The organism is Agrobacterium sp. 6Ca8 (assembly GCF_055382765.1).
Window position 1 is genome coordinate 133,205 of record NZ_AP026434.1, and the last position, 17,942, is coordinate 151,146.

The 17,942-nt window shown below is 59.1% G+C and carries 12 protein-coding genes; 7 read left to right on the forward strand and 5 right to left on the reverse strand.

Annotated features, from left to right (window positions below; translation table 11 throughout):
* Positions 1-11: 11 nt before the first annotated feature.
* Genes kdpC through ACZ5A6_RS14795 form a run of 3 tightly spaced genes read left to right on the forward strand, consistent with a single transcriptional unit; the run spans position 12 to position 4,043 of the window.
* Complete coding sequence (gene kdpC / locus ACZ5A6_RS14785; RefSeq protein ID WP_112292097.1) at positions 12-578, forward strand: potassium-transporting ATPase subunit KdpC; 567 nt, start codon at positions 12-14, stop codon at positions 576-578.
* Positions 579-632: 54 nt separating this feature from the next.
* Positions 633-3,335, forward strand: coding sequence for a DUF4118 domain-containing protein (locus ACZ5A6_RS14790; protein ID WP_112291821.1), 2,703 nt, complete (start codon positions 633-635; stop codon positions 3,333-3,335).
* An 18-nt stretch (positions 3,336-3,353) separates the two neighbouring features.
* Entirely contained in the window at positions 3,354-4,043 is a 690-nt protein-coding gene (locus ACZ5A6_RS14795; RefSeq protein ID WP_003511468.1) for a response regulator transcription factor, read from the forward strand.
* Positions 4,044-4,079: 36 nt separating this feature from the next.
* Here ACZ5A6_RS14795 and ACZ5A6_RS14800 read toward each other — a convergent pair whose 3' ends face one another.
* Positions 4,080-5,132 (reverse strand): threonine aldolase family protein, encoded by a 1,053-nt coding sequence (locus ACZ5A6_RS14800; RefSeq protein ID WP_003511467.1) that lies wholly within the window; start codon positions 5,130-5,132, stop codon positions 4,080-4,082.
* Between the two features lie 371 nt (positions 5,133-5,503).
* Here ACZ5A6_RS14800 and gltB point away from each other — a divergent pair, with 371 nt between their 5' ends.
* The 3 genes from gltB to ACZ5A6_RS14815 are packed head-to-tail and all read left to right on the forward strand — an operon-like array spanning position 5,504 to position 11,886.
* Positions 5,504-10,249, forward strand: a complete 4,746-nt coding sequence (gene gltB / locus ACZ5A6_RS14805) for a glutamate synthase large subunit (protein WP_038494278.1) — start codon at positions 5,504-5,506, stop codon at positions 10,247-10,249.
* A gap of 8 nt (positions 10,250-10,257) precedes the next feature.
* A complete protein-coding gene (locus ACZ5A6_RS14810) occupies positions 10,258-10,416 on the forward strand; it encodes a hypothetical protein (protein ID WP_155846257.1) in 159 nt (52 codons plus the stop codon).
* Between the two features lie 15 nt (positions 10,417-10,431).
* Positions 10,432-11,886 (forward strand): glutamate synthase subunit beta, encoded by a 1,455-nt coding sequence (locus ACZ5A6_RS14815; protein WP_003511464.1) that lies wholly within the window; start codon positions 10,432-10,434, stop codon positions 11,884-11,886.
* Between the two features lie 181 nt (positions 11,887-12,067).
* Here the strand turns inward: ACZ5A6_RS14815 and ACZ5A6_RS14820 are convergent, their stop codons facing one another.
* From ACZ5A6_RS14820 to ACZ5A6_RS14835, 4 genes are all read right to left on the reverse strand, one after another.
* On the reverse strand, positions 12,068-13,423 hold the full coding sequence (locus ACZ5A6_RS14820) for a sensor histidine kinase (protein ID WP_019564928.1): 1,356 nt from the start codon (positions 13,421-13,423) through the stop codon (positions 12,068-12,070).
* On the reverse strand, positions 13,420-14,094 hold the full coding sequence (locus ACZ5A6_RS14825) for a response regulator transcription factor (RefSeq protein WP_003511462.1): 675 nt from the start codon (positions 14,092-14,094) through the stop codon (positions 13,420-13,422). Before ACZ5A6_RS14825 ends, ACZ5A6_RS14820 begins: the two co-directional genes overlap by 4 nt.
* Positions 14,095-14,300: 206 nt before the next feature.
* Positions 14,301-15,536, reverse strand: coding sequence for an SGNH/GDSL hydrolase family protein (locus ACZ5A6_RS14830; protein ID WP_112292098.1), 1,236 nt, complete (start codon positions 15,534-15,536; stop codon positions 14,301-14,303).
* 64 nt (positions 15,537-15,600) lie between these two features.
* A complete protein-coding gene (locus ACZ5A6_RS14835) occupies positions 15,601-16,824 on the reverse strand; it encodes a lytic murein transglycosylase (protein WP_003511460.1) in 1,224 nt (407 codons plus the stop codon).
* A 195-nt stretch (positions 16,825-17,019) separates the two neighbouring features.
* On the opposite strand from ACZ5A6_RS14835, the gene galU reads away from it, so the two are divergent.
* Positions 17,020-17,907: a UTP--glucose-1-phosphate uridylyltransferase GalU gene (galU, locus tag ACZ5A6_RS14840; RefSeq protein ID WP_025595371.1), complete on the forward strand. Its 888-nt coding sequence runs from the start codon at positions 17,020-17,022 to the stop codon at positions 17,905-17,907.
* Positions 17,908-17,942: the final 35 nt, after the last annotated feature.

The window sequence follows — 17,942 nt, forward strand, 5'->3', positions numbered from 1 at the left end:
GGAGTATGGAAATGTTGAAACAGCTACGTCCCGCACTGGTGCTGATCCTTGCCACCACCGCAATCACCGGCCTTGCCTATCCTCTTGGAATGACGGGCCTCGCACAGGCTATCTTTCCCTTCCAGGCAAATGGCAGTCTGATCGAGAAGAATGGGACTGTTGTCGGGTCGCAATTGATAGGGCAGGCCTTCACCGGCGAGAAATATTTCCACGGCAGGCCGTCGGCTGCCGGCGACGGCTACAATGCCGCGTCGTCTTCCGGCTCCAACCTGGGACCGACGAGCGCAAAGCTTATCGACCGGGTGAAGCAGGACTACGAGGCTGCTAAAGCCGAAAATCCGGCAGCCGAGGTTCCCATTGATCTGGTGACGGCATCGGGCAGCGGTCTTGACCCGCATGTGTCGCCTGAGGCCGCCTATTTTCAGGTCTCGCGTGTCGCCAAGGCAAGGGGCATGAACGAAGCGTCACTGCGCGCCGTCGTCGACGCCCATGTGGAGGCGCCTGAATTGGGCTTCATGGGCGAGCCCGTTGTAAATGTGCTGGCTCTCAACATGGCTCTTGACGCAGCCGGCTCATGAACTGAAATGGCTATGGCTTCTTTGGAAGCCATAGCTTGTCCACTGGTGGGTTAAATGCCTGACGATAATCGTGATATGCCGAGCAGACCATCGCCGGATGCGCTGCTTGAAAACGCCCGGCGCGAGGCGCGAGGGCGGCTGAAGATTTTTCTGGGCGCAGCTCCCGGTGTCGGCAAGACCTATGAAATGCTGATGTCTGGCCGGGCAAAACTCGCAGATGGTGTCGATACCATTATCGGTGTCGTGGAAACGCATGGCCGCAAGGAAACCGAAACACTTGTGCAGGGTTTCGAGATCATTGCGCGCCGGAACATTGATTATCGCGGCCAGGCGCTGAACGAGATGGATCTCGACGCCATTCTTGCCCGTCGACCGGCGCTGGTTCTGGTCGATGAGCTGGCCCACACCAATGCGGCCGGCAGCCGGCATCCCAAGCGCTATATGGATGTTCAGGAAATTCTCGCGCAGGGCATCGATGTCTATACGACATTGAACATTCAGCATGTGGAAAGCCTGAACGATGTGGTGGCGCAGATCACCCGTATCCGCGTGCGCGAAACGGTGCCGGACAGCATCATTGACCGGGCTGACGATGTTGAGATCATCGATATCACCCCCGACGATCTGATCAAGCGCCTGCAGGACGGCAAGGTCTATATGCCCCGCACCGCGCGGCGCGCCATCGAGAACTATTTTTCGCGCGGCAATCTGACGGCCCTGCGCGAGCTTGCGCTACGGCGCACAGCGCAGCGGGTGGACGAGCAATTGCTCAACCACATGCAGTCGCACGCCATCTCCGGGCCGTGGGCTGCGGGAGACCGTGTTCTAGTCTGTCTGGACCACGGCGGCAACGGCCCCGGTCTGGTGCGTTATGCCCGAAGGCAGGCCGATCGCCTGCGCGCGCCGTGGACGGCACTGCATCTGGACACGCCTCGCTCTCAGCAATTGTCGGAGGCGGAGAAGGATCGGCTGGCCGGCACCATGCGGCTCGCGCAGCAGTTGGGCGGCGAGACAGTAACCCTGCCGGCGCTCGACCTGACGCACGAAATCATATCTTATGCCAACGCCAATAACTTTACCCACATCATCATCGGCCGTCCCAGAAGGTCGTGGTGGCAGAGAATTCTGCAGCGTTCGCTGACGCATGATCTGATAGACCATGCCGGCGATATCAGCGTGCATGTCATTTCCGGCGACAAAAACGTGGAGAAGCCGGTCCAGACCGTGAAACCGGCAACGGCTCAATCGCGGTTTTCGATACTGCCCTATCTCAACAGCACCCTGTTTGTCGGACTGGCAATAGTGGCCGGCATCGTGCTTGACCAAGCCCTTGATGTTCAAAATCTGGCGCTGGTGTTCCTGATGGCGGTTTTCGCGGCAGCCGTGCGCGGAGGGCTGGGGCCTGGCCTATATGCTTCCCTGCTTGGTGCCTTTGCGTTCAATTTTTTCTTTCTTGAACCGCGTTATACCCTGACTGTCCGCGATCCCGAAAGCGTCGTGGCGCTGCTGTTCTATCTCGGTGTGGCGCTTGTCGCCTCAAATCTGACTGCGGCGGTGCAGCGGCAGGCCGCAGCTGCACGGATGCGTGCGCGAACCACGGAAGATTTGTACCTTTTTTCCAAAAAACTCGCGGTTACCGGCACGCTGGATGACGTATTGTGGGCAACCGCGTTCCAGATGGCGTCGATGCTGAAAGTCAGGGTCGTCCTGCTTCTGCCCGAAAACAATTCGATCACCGTCAAGGCGGGCTATCCGCCCGATGACACGCTCGTGGATGCTGACATTGCGGCCGCACACTGGGCCTGGGAACACAACAAGGCTGCAGGCCGGGGTGCCGATACGCTCCCGGGTGCCAAACGCCTTTATCTGCCGCTGCGCACCGGCAGCGGCGCCGTCGGGGTGGTGGGGCTGGACGACGACCGGCTTGGCCCGCTTTTCACACCTGAGCAGCAGCGGCTTTTCGATGCGCTGGCGGATCAGGCGGCACTTGCCATCGAGCGCATCCAGCTGGTTTCGGATGTCGATCGGGCAAGGCTTGCGGCGGAAACCGACCGGCTGCGCACCGCGCTTTTGACCTCCATCTCCCACGACCTGAAAACGCCGCTCGCCGCCATTCTGGGTTCCGCCGGAACGCTGAAGGATTTCGCCGACGACATTCCGCTCGAGGCGCGCACCGAACTGCTTCTAACCATCGTCGAGGAATCCGAACGGCTGAACCGCTTCATTTCCAACCTGCTCGATATGACGAGGATCGGTTCGGGCGCGATGGAGCCGAATTACGGATTGCATTTTGTTGGCGATATGGTCGGAACAGCGCTTTCACGCGCGGCGAAAATCGTTGTCAGGCACGAGATCGTTCTGGACATTCCCTCCGATCTGCCGATGCTGAAGGTCGATCCGGTGCTTTTTGAGCAGGTTCTGTTCAATCTGATCGACAATGCCGCCAAATACGCGCCCGAACAAACCGTAATCCAGATTCGCGGGTGGCGGCAGGGCAGACATGTCTTCCTGTGCGTTGCCGACGAGGGGCCGGGTATTCCCCCTGATGATACCGAGCGGGTGTTCGACAGTTTCTACCGTGTGCGCAAGGCGGACCATGTGCAGGCCGGGACCGGCCTCGGGTTATCCATCTGCAAGGGGTTTATCGAGGCCATGGGTGGATCTATTCGCGCTGAAAACAGATCAGGTCGCACGGGCGCGCAATTTATCATAAGCCTGCCCGTTCCCGCCGAAGTGCCGGTGCTGAATCATGACTAGGGCTGAAGGAGATCGGCAATGACCAATTCCGCCGTTCGCATTCTGATCGTCGACGATGAACCGCCGATCCGCAAACTTTTGCGGGTCGGTCTCTCGACGCAGGACTATGCGGTCAGCGAGGCGATGAATGCCCGCGTCGCGATGGAGTTGATGAACGAGGACAAGCCCGATCTCGTGGTCCTTGATCTCGGTCTTCCGGATATGTCGGGACACGAGCTTCTGGAGAAATGGCGGGGCGAGGGGCTTTCCCTACCCGTCATCATTCTTTCCAGCCGCACTGACGAGGCGGGTATCGTCAAGGCACTGGAGCTGGGTGCCGACGATTACATCACCAAGCCTTTCGGCATGAACGAGCTTGTTGCCCGCATTCGTGTCGCCCTGCGCCATCGCCTTCAGAGCCAGGGTGAGAGACCGGTGTTTCATACCGGCGATCTTTCGGTCGATCTCGTCAGACGCATCGTCAAGGTGGAGGACCGGGAGGTGAAACTCTCGCCCAAGGAATATGATATTCTGCGGGTTCTGGTCCAGCATGCGGGCAAGGTGCTGACGCACCGTTTCCTGCTGGAGCATGTGTGGGACGAGTTGACCGACGTGCAATATTTGCGCGTTTATGTACGCCAGCTTCGCCAGAAGATCGAAAAAATTCCGGATCAGCCGCGCTATATCCTTACGGAAACTGGTGTCGGCTACCGGCTGCAGGAGGTTTGAGGGCGCCGTTACGACACGGCGCCCCCGAATGTTTTGTCAGACAGCGGCGCAGATCGACAGGAATTCGTCGACATCAGTCTCGGTCGTTGCGAAGCTGGTGACCATGCGGATCAGCACCTCGTCCTTTCCAACCTTTTCCGGCATATCGCGGGGCACCAGCCAGTCGTAGAACTTCGCGCCTTTCTCCGTTGCCGCTTCAGCGGCGGCCTTCGGCAGAATGGCGAAAACCTCGTTTGCAGTGGTCGGCCATGCCAGACGGGCACTGTTAAGCGAGGCGAAGCCGGCGCGCAGCCGATTAGCCATGGCATTGGCGTGGCTTGCGAGACCCAACCAGAGATCGTCCTGCAGATAGGCTTCGAATTGTGCGGCGATGAAGCGCGACTTCGAAAAAAGCTGGGCGGTGCGCTTGCGCAGGAAGGCGAAGTCTTTGGCGAGCGCGGGGTCGAAAAACACGATGGCTTCCGCGCACCAGCAGCCGTTTTTCGTGCCACCGAAAGAGAGCACATCAACGCCGCGTTTCCAGGTCATTTCGGCGGGCGTGGTGCCGAGTGCGGCAAGCGCATTGGCAAAGCGTGCGCCGTCCATATGCAGCGGCAGGCCGTTCTCCTTGGCGATTTTGGCAATCGCGTCGATTTCATCGAGCGTATAGACAGTACCGGCCTCGGTTGCCTGTGTCATCGTAACCGCTGCGGCACGTCCGTGATGAACGGCGTCCTGCGGATAGCGCGAAATGCGCTCGATCAGATTTTCCGGCAGCATCTTGCCGTTCGGTCCCTCGACGGCAACCATGCGCATGCCGGAGAAGAAATCCGGCGCTCCACATTCATCCTCGATCACATGGGCTTCGGAATGACAGAAGGTCAGGCCGCCGGGGCGGGCAATGCTTGCCAGCGAAAGAGAATTGGCCGCCGTACCTGTAGCGACGAAAAACACCGCCACTTCGCGTTCGAATATTTCATTGAAGCGCTTTTCTATAGAAAGGTCGAGGGCGCTGGTGCCATAGGCAGCCGCAAATCGGGTGGATTCCCGCGAAAGGCGCTCGTTGATGGCAGGGTGGGCACCGGCCCAATTGTCTGAGGCAAAAAACATCTCTGAAAGCTTTCCGATGGCTGTTGTGCTGGTGTTGGGAATGCGTTGACGATGAACCGCAAAGTTCTAGGACCTAACCTCGCGGTTGGCAAATCCGGCAATGAAAGCAACGGCCCGAAGCGTTTTGTGACAAGAAAGTTTCGCGCAATGGGTCAGTATCGAAACTTCGCTGCAAATCTGCACTGCGACTAATTGGATTCGCACCCTTGCTAAACCCGCGGGTTTCTGCCAAAATTCTCTCGAATTGAGACAGCTTTGCTGTCCTAAATTTGGTCGAGCCGGATTGAATGCGGATTTTTCGGAAAGCGAAATTCGTGTCGAGCCGGATCTTCGCATGAAACCATGCAAGTAATTTTGCAGGAGGGACGAAAATGACAAACAAGCTGCAGGCAGACAACGTCGCCGCAACCCTGACCACAGACTGTCCCACCGCGGCTGCGGCCGCACCCGTTTCTGCGAAGGGGCGTTTCGCGGGCGGCCTGCCGGAAAAGCAGGGTCTTTACGATCCGCGCAATGAGCACGATGCCTGCGGCGTCGGCTTTGTTGCCCATATGAAGGGTCAGAAATCCCACCAGATCGTCAAGGACGGCCTGTTCATTCTTGAAAACCTGACGCATCGCGGTGCTGTCGGCGCTGATCCGCTGATGGGCGATGGTGCGGGCATTCTCGTGCAGATCCCCGACCGCTTTTTCCGCGAGGAAATGGCGAGCCAGGGTGTGACGCTGCCGAAGGCCGGCGAATATGCCGTTGGCCACATCTTCATGCCCCGCGATCCGTCCCGTATCGATCACTACAAGAAGGTCATTGTCGACGTGATCGGCGAGGAGGGACAGCAGTTCCTCGGCTTCCGCGACGTGCCAGTCGATAATTCTTCCCTTTCCAAGGCACCCGATATCGCTGGCACCGAACCGCACCATGTTCAGGTTTTCATCGGCGCCGGCCGCGATGCCGCGACCAATCATGACTTCGAGCGCAAGCTGTTCCTGATCCGCAAGGTTCTCTCCAACCGCATCTACGACGAGGGCGGCGGTAAGGAAACGCAGGATTTCTATCCCGTCTCGCTGTCCTCCTCCACCATCGTCTACAAGGGCATGTTCCTCGCCTATCAGGTTGGAGCCTATTACAAGGATCTGGCGGACCCGCGTTTCGAATCCGCGGTTGCGCTGGTGCACCAGCGTTTCTCCACCAACACCTTCCCGTCCTGGAAGCTCGCGCATCCCTATCGCATGGTCGCCCATAACGGCGAGATCAACACGCTGCGCGGCAACGTCAACTGGATGGCGGCGCGTCAGGCGTCTGTTTCGTCGGCGCTGTTCGGTGACGATATCTCCAAGCTCTGGCCGATTTCCTATGAAGGCCAGTCGGACACCGCCTGCTTCGACAACGCGCTCGAATTCCTCGTGCGCGGCGGTTACTCCATGGCCCACGCCGTGATGATGCTGATCCCGGAAGCCTGGTCGGGCAACCTGTCCATGTCGGCTGAACGCAAGGCTTTCTACGAATATCATGCCGCGCTTATGGAGCCGTGGGACGGCCCGGCCGCCGTTGCCTTCACCGACGGCAAGCAGATCGGCGCAACCCTCGACCGTAACGGTCTGCGCCCGGCGCGCTATCTCGTCACCGACGACGACCGCGTCATCATGGCATCCGAAGCCGGTACGCTGCCGGTGCCGGAGGAACGCATCATCAAGAAGTGGCGCTTGCAGCCGGGCAAGATGCTGCTGATCGACATGGAAAAGGGCTCGATCATTTCCGACGAGGATGTGAAGCACGAGCTTGCTGCCAAGCACCCCTATCGCACCTGGCTAGACCGTACCCAGCTCATTCTTGAGGATCTGAAGCCGGTGGAGCCCCGGGCGCTGCGGCGTGACGTGTCGTTGCTCGATCGCCAGCAGGCCTTCGGTTACACCAGCGAAGATACCAAGCTCCTGATGTCGCCGATGGCAACAACGGGCCAGGAAGCCATCGGCTCGATGGGTACCGATACGCCGATTTCGGCGATGTCGGACAAGTCCAAGCTGCTTTACACCTATTTCAAGCAGAACTTCGCGCAGGTCACCAACCCGCCGATCGATCCGATCCGCGAAGAACTGGTGATGAGCCTCGTTTCGTTCATTGGCCCACGCCCGAACCTTCTCGATCACGAGGGTGCGGCCCGTGCCAAGCGTCTGGAAGTGCGCCAGCCGATCCTCACCAATGGCGATCTGGAAAAGATCCGCTCCATCGGCCACACCGAAGACCGTTTCGATACCAAGACGCTCGACTTTACCTATGATGTGGAGCGCGGCGCCGAAGGCATGCCTGATATGCTCGACCGTCTGTGCGAGCGGGCTGAATCCGCTGTTCGCGGTGGTTACAACATCATCGTTCTGTCCGACCGCCAGCTTGGCCCGGACCGGATTGCGATCCCCGCGCTGCTGGCGACGGCTGCTGTGCATCACCACCTGATCCGCAAGGGTCTGCGCACCTCTGTCGGCCTCGTCGTTGAAACCGGCGAACCGCGCGAAATCCATCATTTCTGTCTGCTCGCTGGCTATGGCGCGGAGGCCATCAACCCCTACCTCGCCTTCGACACGCTGCTCGACATGCACAAGCACGGCGCCTTCCCGAAGGAAGTGTCGGACGACGAAGTCGTCTATCGCTACATCAAGGCGGTGGGTAAGGGCATCCTCAAGGTCATGTCCAAGATGGGCATTTCCACCTACCAGTCCTATTGCGGCGCGCAGATTTTCGACGCCATCGGCCTGTCGTCGGAATTCGTCGAGAAGTATTTCTTCGGCACCGCCACCTCCATCGAGGGCGTGGGTCTGACCGAGATCGCCGAAGAAACAGTAACGCGCCACACGGCGGCTTTCGGCAAGGATCCGATCCTCGCCAACACGCTCGATATCGGCGGCGAATATGCCTATCGCATGCGCGGCGAAAGCCACGCCTGGACGCCGGATGCCGTCGCCTCGCTGCAACACGCCGTGCGCGGCAACAGCCAGGAGCGCTACCGTGAATTTGCCGCCATGGTGAATGAGACGGCGCTGCGCATGAACACCATTCGCGGCCTCTTCAAGGTCAAATCGGCGGAAGCGCTCGGCCGCAAGCCGGTTTCCATCGACGACGTCGAACCGGCGGTCGATATCGTCAAGCGCTTCTCGACGGGCGCCATGTCCTTCGGCTCGATCAGCCGCGAGGCGCATACCACGCTTGCGATTGCGATGAACCGCATCGGCGGCAAGTCCAACACCGGCGAAGGCGGCGAAGAATCCGACCGTTACATGCCGCTTCTGAACGGCAAGCCGAACCCCGAGCGTTCCGCCATCAAGCAGATCGCATCCGGCCGCTTTGGTGTGACGACGGAATATCTCGTCAATGCCGACATGTTGCAGATCAAGGTCGCGCAGGGTGCCAAGCCCGGCGAAGGCGGCCAGCTGCCCGGCCACAAGGTGGATGCCACGGTTGCAAAGACCCGTCACTCCACGCCGGGCGTCGGCCTCATTTCGCCGCCGCCACACCACGATATCTACTCCATCGAAGATCTGGCGCAGCTGATCTACGACCTGAAGAACGTCAACCCGGAAGCAGATGTTTCTGTGAAGCTGGTGTCGGAAGTGGGCGTTGGCACGGTTGCGGCGGGTGTCGCCAAGGCGCGCGCCGACCATATCACCATCGCCGGTTTCGATGGCGGCACCGGTGCTTCGCCGCTGACGTCGCTGAAGCATGCCGGTTCGCCCTGGGAAATCGGCCTTGCCGAAACCCAGCAGACGCTGGTGCTGAACGGCCTTCGTTCGCGCATCGCGCTGCAGGTGGATGGTGGTCTGAAGACCGGCCGCGACGTCATCATCGGCGCGCTGCTTGGTGCGGATGAATTCGGCTTTGCCACCGCGCCGCTGATTGCTGCGGGCTGCATCATGATGCGCAAGTGCCATCTGAACACCTGCCCCGTCGGCGTCGCAACGCAGGACCCGGTTCTGCGCAAGCGCTTCAAGGGCACGCCGGAACACGTCATCAACTACTTCTTCTTCGTGGCTGAAGAAGTGCGCGAAATCCTCGCCTCGCTTGGCGTTACCAAGCTGGACGAGATCATCGGCGCTTCCGAACTTCTCGAAAAGGATGAGATGCTGGCGCACTGGAAGGCCAAGGGTCTGGATTTCAGCCGCATCTTCCACAAGGTAGAGGCTCCCAAGGAGGCAACTTTCTGGACCGAGCGTCAGAAGCACCCGATCGACGATATTCTCGATCGCAAGCTGATCGAGAAGTCGCTACCGTCGCTGGAAAACCGCGAGCCTGTCGTTTTCGAAGTGCCGATCAAGAACGTCGACCGTTCCGCCGGTGCCATGCTGTCAGGCGCGCTTGCCAAGCGCTGGGGCCATAAGGGTCTGAAGGACGATACGATCCACGTGACGCTGCGCGGCACGGCCGGTCAGTCCTTCGGGGCGTTTCTCGCTCGCGGCATCACCTTCGATCTGGTAGGTGACGGCAACGACTATGTCGGCAAGGGTCTTTCGGGTGGCCGCATCATCGTGCGCCCGCCGGAAAACACCCGTATCGTCGCGGAAAACTCGATCATTGTCGGCAACACCGTTCTTTACGGCGCCATCACCGGCGAGTGCTATTTCCGCGGTGTTGCGGGTGAGCGCTTTGCAGTGCGCAACTCCGGCGCGGTCGCGGTTGTCGAAGGTGTCGGCGACCACGGTTGCGAATATATGACGGGCGGTATTGTCGTGGTGCTCGGCGAGACGGGCCGTAACTTCGCGGCCGGCATGTCCGGTGGCGTGGCTTACGTTCTCGACGAGAAGGGCGATTTCGCCACCCGCTGCAACATGGCCATGGTCGAGCTGGAGCCGGTTCCGGAAGAGGACGACATGCTCGAGAAGCTGCACCATCACGGTGGCGACCTCATGCACAAGGGACGCGTTGACGTCTCCGAGGACATGACGCGTCACGACGAGGAGCGGCTCTACCAGCTGATTTCCAATCACTTCCACTACACCAACTCTGCACGCGCCAAGGATATACTCGACCGCTGGAGCGAGTTCCGTCCGAAATTCCGCAAGGTCATGCCGGTCGAATACCGTCGTGCGCTTGAGGAAATGGAGCGCATGCGCATGGGCGTCGCGGCGGAATAATCCGCCGCGTGAGGATACTACACCAACTGGTCTCGCTGATGATCGCGGTCGCCGTTCCCATGGTGATCTATTGGACAAGCGGCGAGACCGGATTTGAATTCATCGTATTGGGGGCGGCTTTCGGTTTCGCTTACTGGTACTGGGGCCCGACAGGCGCTCCGCTTTGATGTGAGGACATAAACGTGGGCAAGGTTACAGGTTTTCTTGAGATCGACCGGCAGGTGGGCAAGTATCAGCCCGCATCGGACCGTATCCGCCATTTCCGCGAATTCACCATTCCGATGTCGGATGCCGAGGTGCAGAAGCAGGCGGCGCGCTGCATGGATTGCGGCATTCCCTACTGTCACGGCCCGACGGGCTGTCCCGTGCACAACCAGATCCCCGACTGGAACGATCTGGTTTATAACAACAATTGGGAAGAGGCGATCCGCAACCTCCATTCCACCAACAACTTCCCGGAATTCACCGGCCGCGTCTGTCCGGCACCCTGCGAGGAAGCCTGCACGCTGAACCTTGAGGATGCGCCGGTCGCCATCAAGACCGTCGAGCAGGCGATTGCCGACAAGGCCTACGAGCTGGGCTTTATCGTGCCGAAGCCGGCGACGATCCACACCGGCAAGAAGGTCGCCATCATCGGTTCCGGTCCTTCCGGCATGGCGGCAGCGCAGCAGCTTGGCCGCGCTGGTCATGAGGTCCACGTTTACGAGCGTGAATCGAAGCCCGGCGGTTTGCTGCGTTACGGTATTCCGGATTTCAAGATGGAGAAGAACTTCATCGACCGCCGTGTCGAGCAGATCAAGGGTGAAGGTGTTACCTTCCATTGCGGCGTCAACGTCGGCGTGGATGTAACGGTCGAAGCGCTTCTGGCTGATCACGATGCGGTTCTTTATTGCGGCGGTTCGGAAACCCCGCGCCCGGCCGGCATCGGTGGCGCCGATTTCAATGGCGTTTACGACGCAATGCCCTATCTCGTGCAGCAGAACCGCCGCGTTGGCCGCGAAAACATCGACAGCATCGGCTGGCCGGCCGATCCGATCCTCGCCGGCGGCAAGCATGTCGTCGTCGTCGGCGGTGGCGATACGGCGTCTGACTGCGTCGGCACGGCCTTCCGTCAGGGTGCGGTTAAAGTCACACAGCTCGATATCCGCCCGATGCCGCCGGAAAAGGAAGACAAGCTCGCCGTATGGCCCTTCTGGGCAACGAAAATGCGCACCTCTTCTTCGCAGGCAGAAGGTGCCGTTCGCGAGTTCCAGGTTGCCACGCTTGAATTCGTCGGTGAAGACGGCGTTTTGACGGGTGTGAAGTGCTGTCAGGTGGACGACCGGCGCAAGCCCATTGCCGGTACGGAATTCATCATCAAGGCTGATCTTGCCTTCATCGCCATCGGTTTCTCCGGTCCTTTCACCGATAGCGTGCTGAAGGAAATGGATGGCAAGCTGTCGCTCAACACCGATCGTCGCGGCTCCACCAACGTGATCGCCAACGAAACGGACTACAAGACCTCGGTCGACAAGCTGTGGGCGGCGGGCGACGTTCGCCGTGGCCAGTCGCTGGTGGTCTGGGCAATCCGCGAAGGCCGTCAGGCCGCACGTGCGATTGACGAAGAGCTGATGGGCGCAACCGTCCTTCCGCGCTGAGCGAGTTGATGCGGCGCAAGCCGTCGTAACGAAAACAAAAAGGCCTGTTGTATTTTACAACAGGCCTTTCGTTTGACTGGAGAACTGAAACGCGATGGAGGTTTCGCATTCAGGGGGATGGGCAACATATCGCGCCTGAGAATTGCAATGACATTACGTGCTTCCGAAGACAGGATTCGTTTCAGCAATAGGGAAGGCTGATGCGGAAGGAGGCGCCGCCAGATGGGGAATCACTGATGCTGATCTCGCCTCCATGGTAGCGGACGATTTCCTGCACGAGATTGAGACCGAGCCCGGTACCGCGATCCTTCGGTATCAACCGGTGAAATGCGTCAAACACGGCTTCCCGGTCCTCTTCGGGAATTCCGTTGCCTTCGTCGGATATGTCGATCACGCGGTTGGCCCCCACTTTTATGGTGATCGTTCCGCGATTGCCGCCATGTTCGATGGCGTTTTGCACGACGTTCATCAGGGCGCGTTGCAGCGAGGCGTCATCGGCAAGGGCAAGGATCGGCTCTTCGTCCGGCTCGAACGAAAGTTCGTAGCCTTGAGAGATTGCAAGCGGCGCCATATCAGCGACGACTGACCGGCAGAGGCCAACAAGATCTAGTGGAATAAGCGGCGCCTTTTGCCCGCCAAGTCGTTGCAGATCGAGCAACTGTTCGGCAAGCACGGCGATGCGGCTGGCATCGGCTAATATCCGGCTCCGGTCCGGTCCGTCCAGCAACGTTTCGACACGGGTCTGGAGAATGGCGACAGGGGTCCGCAATTCATGGGCGGCGTCGAGAATGAAGCGCTTGTGCCGCTCGTAACCATCGTCCAGCCGTTTCAGCGCGCCGTTGACGGCATGCACGAGCGGCTGCACCTCCCATGGAATATCGCCATCCGGCAATCGATATCCGCGCTTGTCGATGTCGATGCTTTCCGCCGTTCGCGCAATAGCGGAAAGTGCAAAAAATTCCCGACGAATGATCCATGGAATGGTCACGATTGTCACAATGGACATGATAAGAAGGATCGGCATGATCAGTATGTTGGAGAACAGCAGGACGGGGAATGCCATACTGAAGGCTCCGCCCTTGCCGACCATAACGAATTCGCCCGCCGGTCCCGATGCACGACGCACGACGGCGATTCGCAAGACAGCAAGATAGGAGTAGGACAATGCCGCATCGCGTACGTCCGACACTTTGACGTCGCTAAGCTGTTGGTCCATGTTGCTAAAGGCCTCAGGCACCGGCCCACCCTGCACGATCTCACCTTTCTCGCTGACTGCAACGAACCAGAAGCCGGGCATGCTGTCGCGCAGCTCGACAAATTCATTTGTTTCGTCAAGCATCAGCCGGCCATCCTTGTCACGCATGATGGCATTGGCTGTAATCTGGGCCGCTGCCGGGCTGAGAAGGGCGCTGCCAGAGGCGCCGCTGGACAGGTAAGCGACGAAGGCGGCAGTGACGATGAAAAGGCTGCCGATCTGGAAAAGCAGCAATTGAATGGTCAGGCGTCGCTTGAGCGATTTCCTTCCGGCCGATTTCATGAGGCCGCCCTCAGCAGATAACCGACGCCGCGAATACCGTGAACCTCCAGACCCGCATCCGCTGCCTGCAATTTGCGGCGCAGACGGGAGATATGGGAATCAAGCGCATTCGACTGGATTTCATCGTCGAAATTATAAACCGCCTCTTCCAGTACCGATCGCAGCACCGTTCTGCCCTGCCGACGCAACAGGGCTTCAAGGATCAGCAATTCGCGTCTGGTCAGAGGAATAAACTCTCCCTTGATGCGGACTTCGCGGGTTTCGAAGCAAAATTCCAGCTTGCCCAGTTTCGCCGTCATCGTCACGCTGCCGGCTGGCCGGCGCATCAGGGCGCGGATGCGCGCAAGGAGTTCCTCGACAGCGAAGGGCTTGGCCAGATAATCGTCCGCACCAAGGTTCAGGCCGTTTACCCGATCCGCAAGCGTGCCTTGCGCTGTCAACACGATGACGGGCGGTGTGACGGGCAGCAGACGCAGATCTTCTATAAGCTGGATGCCATCGCCATCGGGCAATTGCCGGTCGAGTACGACAAGATCGTGAACACCGTCCATGATCGCATGCCGGGCAAGATCGAGCGTGCCGACATTGTCCACGATGATATCGAACCGGTGCAGGGCGGCGGAAAGGGCTGCTGCCATTTCGCGTTCGTCTTCAACAAGCAGCAGGCGCATGAATTGTTCTCGGCAGTGTCTGGCGTACGCCTTCCCGGAGAGGAAGGGGCGCGGGGGCATCGGATAAATATCACCGTGCAGTAAGACGCGGGCAGGGGAGGGCAATTGGCCGACCCCGCATTTGCTGCAAAGCTGAATTTATCCTGCCATTGCCGGGTTGCCTCAACATTACGCCGGTTCGAGCCCTAGCGACGGCGGAGAAGTGGCTACTGTCTGGCCTGAGCAGTATCCGGGACAATCCGGTAGTCATCGATACGACCCGCCGGTGCATCGGCCATCTCGCCCCGCTTGGTCAGCCGTTCGCGTGGCGATTCCACCACCGAGACACGTGTCGATACGGTCGTCGAAGGGACATCGCCAAGCAGCTTGTCACCGCCATCGAGGTTCGGATCGGTCAGGCTGATCGGCTGGGTGCGCACCTGTCCCGCGTCGATGCCAAGCGCGGGCAGGGAGGTGAGTGCAGGCAAATTGCTGCCGTCCAGTTTCACGAGGTCCGGTCCGGCGCTGTCGAGGTGCCTGCGCACGAATTTCTCGACGTAAAAAGCAAGCTTGCGTTTGCCGGCCTGCGTCATGCCGACGCCATCTGCCTCACGCAGACGGGCCTGCTGGCCGTTCATGTCGTAGCCGGTGATGACAAATTTACCGGCCTCGTCGACAAAGCCGTCCCAGACATCGACGAATTCGCCGCCGAATTTTTCGATATGGCTGCGATAAAGCCGGTTGAAGCCGACGAGATCGGCCGAGAGTGAGGTTGACTGGAAGGCCGGCAGGCCAACCCACAGCAGCGGCACCTTCGGGCGGCCGGCAAGGGTCAGAAGTTCATCGATCCGCCGCTCATATTCCTTGAACCAGACATCGGTGCCAAATTTTTCCCTGGTATCGCCGATCTGCATCTGCTGGCGATCGTTCGATCCCATCATGATGACGATGTTGGCGGGATTTGTTTCGGTTATGAACTGCGGCAGATTGGCGAACCAGTCGTAATAATCCGTGCGTACGAGGCCCGAAGAACCATTCGCGCGCACATCGACCGAAATTCCCGGAGAGCTGGCGAAGGCATTGACCAATTCTTCCCCCATCCCACCGGCCAGAAAATCACCGACGACCAGAACACGCCTTGCATTTTCAAGCTTGGCGGTCGGCTCCGGTTTTATGGTTCGCATCTGAACCACCGAAGGCGCTTTTCTTGCGGGTTGCGGGCGGGTGACTGATTTTTCACGCGGGGCAGCCGGGAAATCCCGGCGACTGCGGGGCTGGTATTCGCGGCCGGGCGTGTCCTCCCGGCCCACGGGCCGGCCAAACAGCATTTCGAACAGGGTGCGTCGCTGTTCCTGGGCGAAGGTTTGCGAAGGGACAAGCGGCGTGCACAAGACAGCACAAAGAATGATGGCGCAGATGCGCCAGCCCGTACTTGTGCTTTTCGCCGCAGGTTTCCTACTCATGACATCGATCCTTCCGGATGCTTCGGCGGCGTTGAAGACCGCCGCCGAATTCACCGGCATATTATCAATTCCGCAGTGCTCTCAGCAATCGCTGCGACGGCTGACCGTCGGTTTCGAGGCCCATGCGCGACTGGATGGCGCTGATCGCCGCCTTCGAGCCGGAGCCGAAATTGCCATCGACTTCGCCATCGTAATAGCCAAGTTCTTTCATGCGGGTCTGGAGTTCGAATTTTTCACGAATATCCAGCGTGCCGTCCGGACGCGGCCATTTCTGCTGCATGCCGCCATAACCGGCGATCTCGTCAGCAAGCAGGCCAACGGCCAGCGCATAGCTGTCGGATGCGTTGTATTTCTTGATGGTGAAGAAGTTTTTCATCATCAGGAAACCTGGACCATTTGCCCCACCCTGCAGTTTCAGCATGGCGCGATCGGAGCCGCGGGTGAAATTCTTGCCGTTCGGGCGGGCAAAGCCAAGCTTGGTCCATTCCGCAATGGACTTCGTTTGCCCCTCATAACGGGCGCCGCCACGCGGCACGGCTGTTTCGTAACCCCAGGTCCGTCCGGGTTCCCAGCCGTTCTTGGCGAGTAGATTGGCGGCCGTCGCCAGCGCGTCCGGAACCGAGTGCCAGATGTCGCGCTTACCGTTGCCGTCCGCATCGACAGCATAGAGCAGGTAGCTGGTCGGAATGAACTGGGTATGGCCCATCGCACCCGCCCAGGAACCCGTAAGCTGCTTGGGCGTGACATCGCCTGCCTGCAGGATTTTGAGTGCGGCGATCAATTGCGTGCGCGCGAACTTGGCGCGTTTGGGGTCGGAATAGGCGAGCGTGGCCAGTGCCTGCGGAATATTGTGCAGGCGCTCCGGCTTTTCGAGAACCGCGCCGTAATTCGATTCCATCGACCAGATGGCGAGAATAATATGTTTGTCGACGTTGAAGTTACGCTCGATCCAGTTGAGCGTCGTCGCGTGCTTCATCTTCATCTCGCGGCCGATGCGCACCGTATAGGGGTTGACGCGGGAATCGAGATAATCCCAGATCTGGGTGGTGAATTCCGGCTGGAAGGTCGCCTTTCGCAGCGCATCCGGATCCGGCTCGCTGACACCAGCAAAGGCTTTCTGGTACGTCGCCTTGCTAATGCCTTCTTTCGCGGCTGTTGCGTAGAACTGGTTGATCCACTGCTTGAACCCAGCATCGGCCCGGGCCGAGACGGGGGCCAGCGAGATCGCCAGACCTGCAACCATCATGCAGCCGAATTTGCGGACATTTGAAAGGATCATCTTTGTCATCGTCAGTCTTTCGTTCTCTCGAATATCATTTCGATTGCGAAAACGCATCGGGCGTCGTCATGCATAACAAAAGAATGTCAACAAATTCTTTACCATTAATAGATGGTAGCGTCACCCTTTACAAAACGTTGTTATTTTTGAAATAACAACACTGTGCGGGGATTGTGATCAAGTTTTATCTCTCAGGAGGGATATGTGGTAGAACATAAGAAAATTCGGAAGGCCGTATTTCCGGTCGCAGGTCTGGGTACGCGTTTCCTGCCCGCAACCAAGGCGGTTCCGAAAGAAATGCTCACTGTCGTTGACAAGCCGGTCATTCAATACGTCGTCGACGAGGCGGCGGAAGCGGGCATCGAGCATTTTGTATTTGTCACCGGCCGCGGCAAGGCGGTGATTGAAGATTATTTTGATATTCAATTTGAACTCGAACAAATGCTGCGCGAGCGCAACAAGAATGCCGAGCTGACATTGCTTGCCGGCCTTCTGCCCAAGGCGGGCACGGCAAGCTTCACGCGTCAGCAGGTGCCGCTCGGTCTTGGCCATGCGGTCTGGTGTGCGCGTGATATCGTCGGCGACGAGCCTTTCGCCGTGCTGCTGCCTGATATGATCATGCATTCACAGAAAAGCTGCCTCAAGGGCATGGTCGAACTTTATGACCAGACCGCCGGCAACGTCATCGCGGTGCAGGAATGTGCTCCCGATCAGACGCATAAATACGGCATCGTCGGCGTGGGTAACGCCGTGGGCGAGGGTTTCAAGATCACTGAAATGGTCGAGAAGCCTGCCAAGGGTACGGCACCTTCGAATTTCTACATCAACGGTCGCTACATCCTTCAGCCTGAGATTTTCGACATTCTGGAAAATCAGGAACGGGGCGCCGGCAACGAAATCCAGCTGACGGACGGCATGTTGACGCTTGCCAAGTCGCAGGAATTCGCTGGCTATCATTTCCGCGGGCAGACGTTCGATTGCGGCGCCAAGGATGGTTTCATTCTTGCCAACGTCGCTTTCGCGCTCGAACGCTCTGACATCCGCCCCGCAATCGAGGAGCCGATCAAGGCTCTTATCGACGGACTGAAGTAATTTATCAACTGGACAACGGGATCCCGGCCTTCGCG

Excerpts from the sequence above, each read along its gene's own strand:
- gltB (WP_038494278.1), top strand. The coding sequence starts at position 5,504 with ATGACAAACAAGCTGCAGGCAGACAACGTCGCCGCAACCCTGACCACA.
- ACZ5A6_RS14820 (WP_019564928.1), bottom strand. The coding sequence starts at position 13,423 with ATGAAATCGGCCGGAAGGAAATCGCTCAAGCGACGCCTGACCATTCAA.
- ACZ5A6_RS14795 (WP_003511468.1), top strand. The coding sequence starts at position 3,354 with ATGACCAATTCCGCCGTTCGCATTCTGATCGTCGACGATGAACCGCCG.
- ACZ5A6_RS14830 (WP_112292098.1), bottom strand. The coding sequence starts at position 15,536 with ATGAGTAGGAAACCTGCGGCGAAAAGCACAAGTACGGGCTGGCGCATC.
- kdpC (WP_112292097.1), top strand. The coding sequence starts at position 12 with ATGTTGAAACAGCTACGTCCCGCACTGGTGCTGATCCTTGCCACCACC.
- ACZ5A6_RS14825 (WP_003511462.1), bottom strand. The coding sequence starts at position 14,094 with ATGCGCCTGCTGCTTGTTGAAGACGAACGCGAAATGGCAGCAGCCCTT.
- ACZ5A6_RS14790 (WP_112291821.1), top strand. The coding sequence starts at position 633 with ATGCCTGACGATAATCGTGATATGCCGAGCAGACCATCGCCGGATGCG.
- ACZ5A6_RS14800 (WP_003511467.1), bottom strand. The coding sequence starts at position 5,132 with ATGTTTTTTGCCTCAGACAATTGGGCCGGTGCCCACCCTGCCATCAAC.
- ACZ5A6_RS14835 (WP_003511460.1), bottom strand. The coding sequence starts at position 16,824 with ATGACAAAGATGATCCTTTCAAATGTCCGCAAATTCGGCTGCATGATG.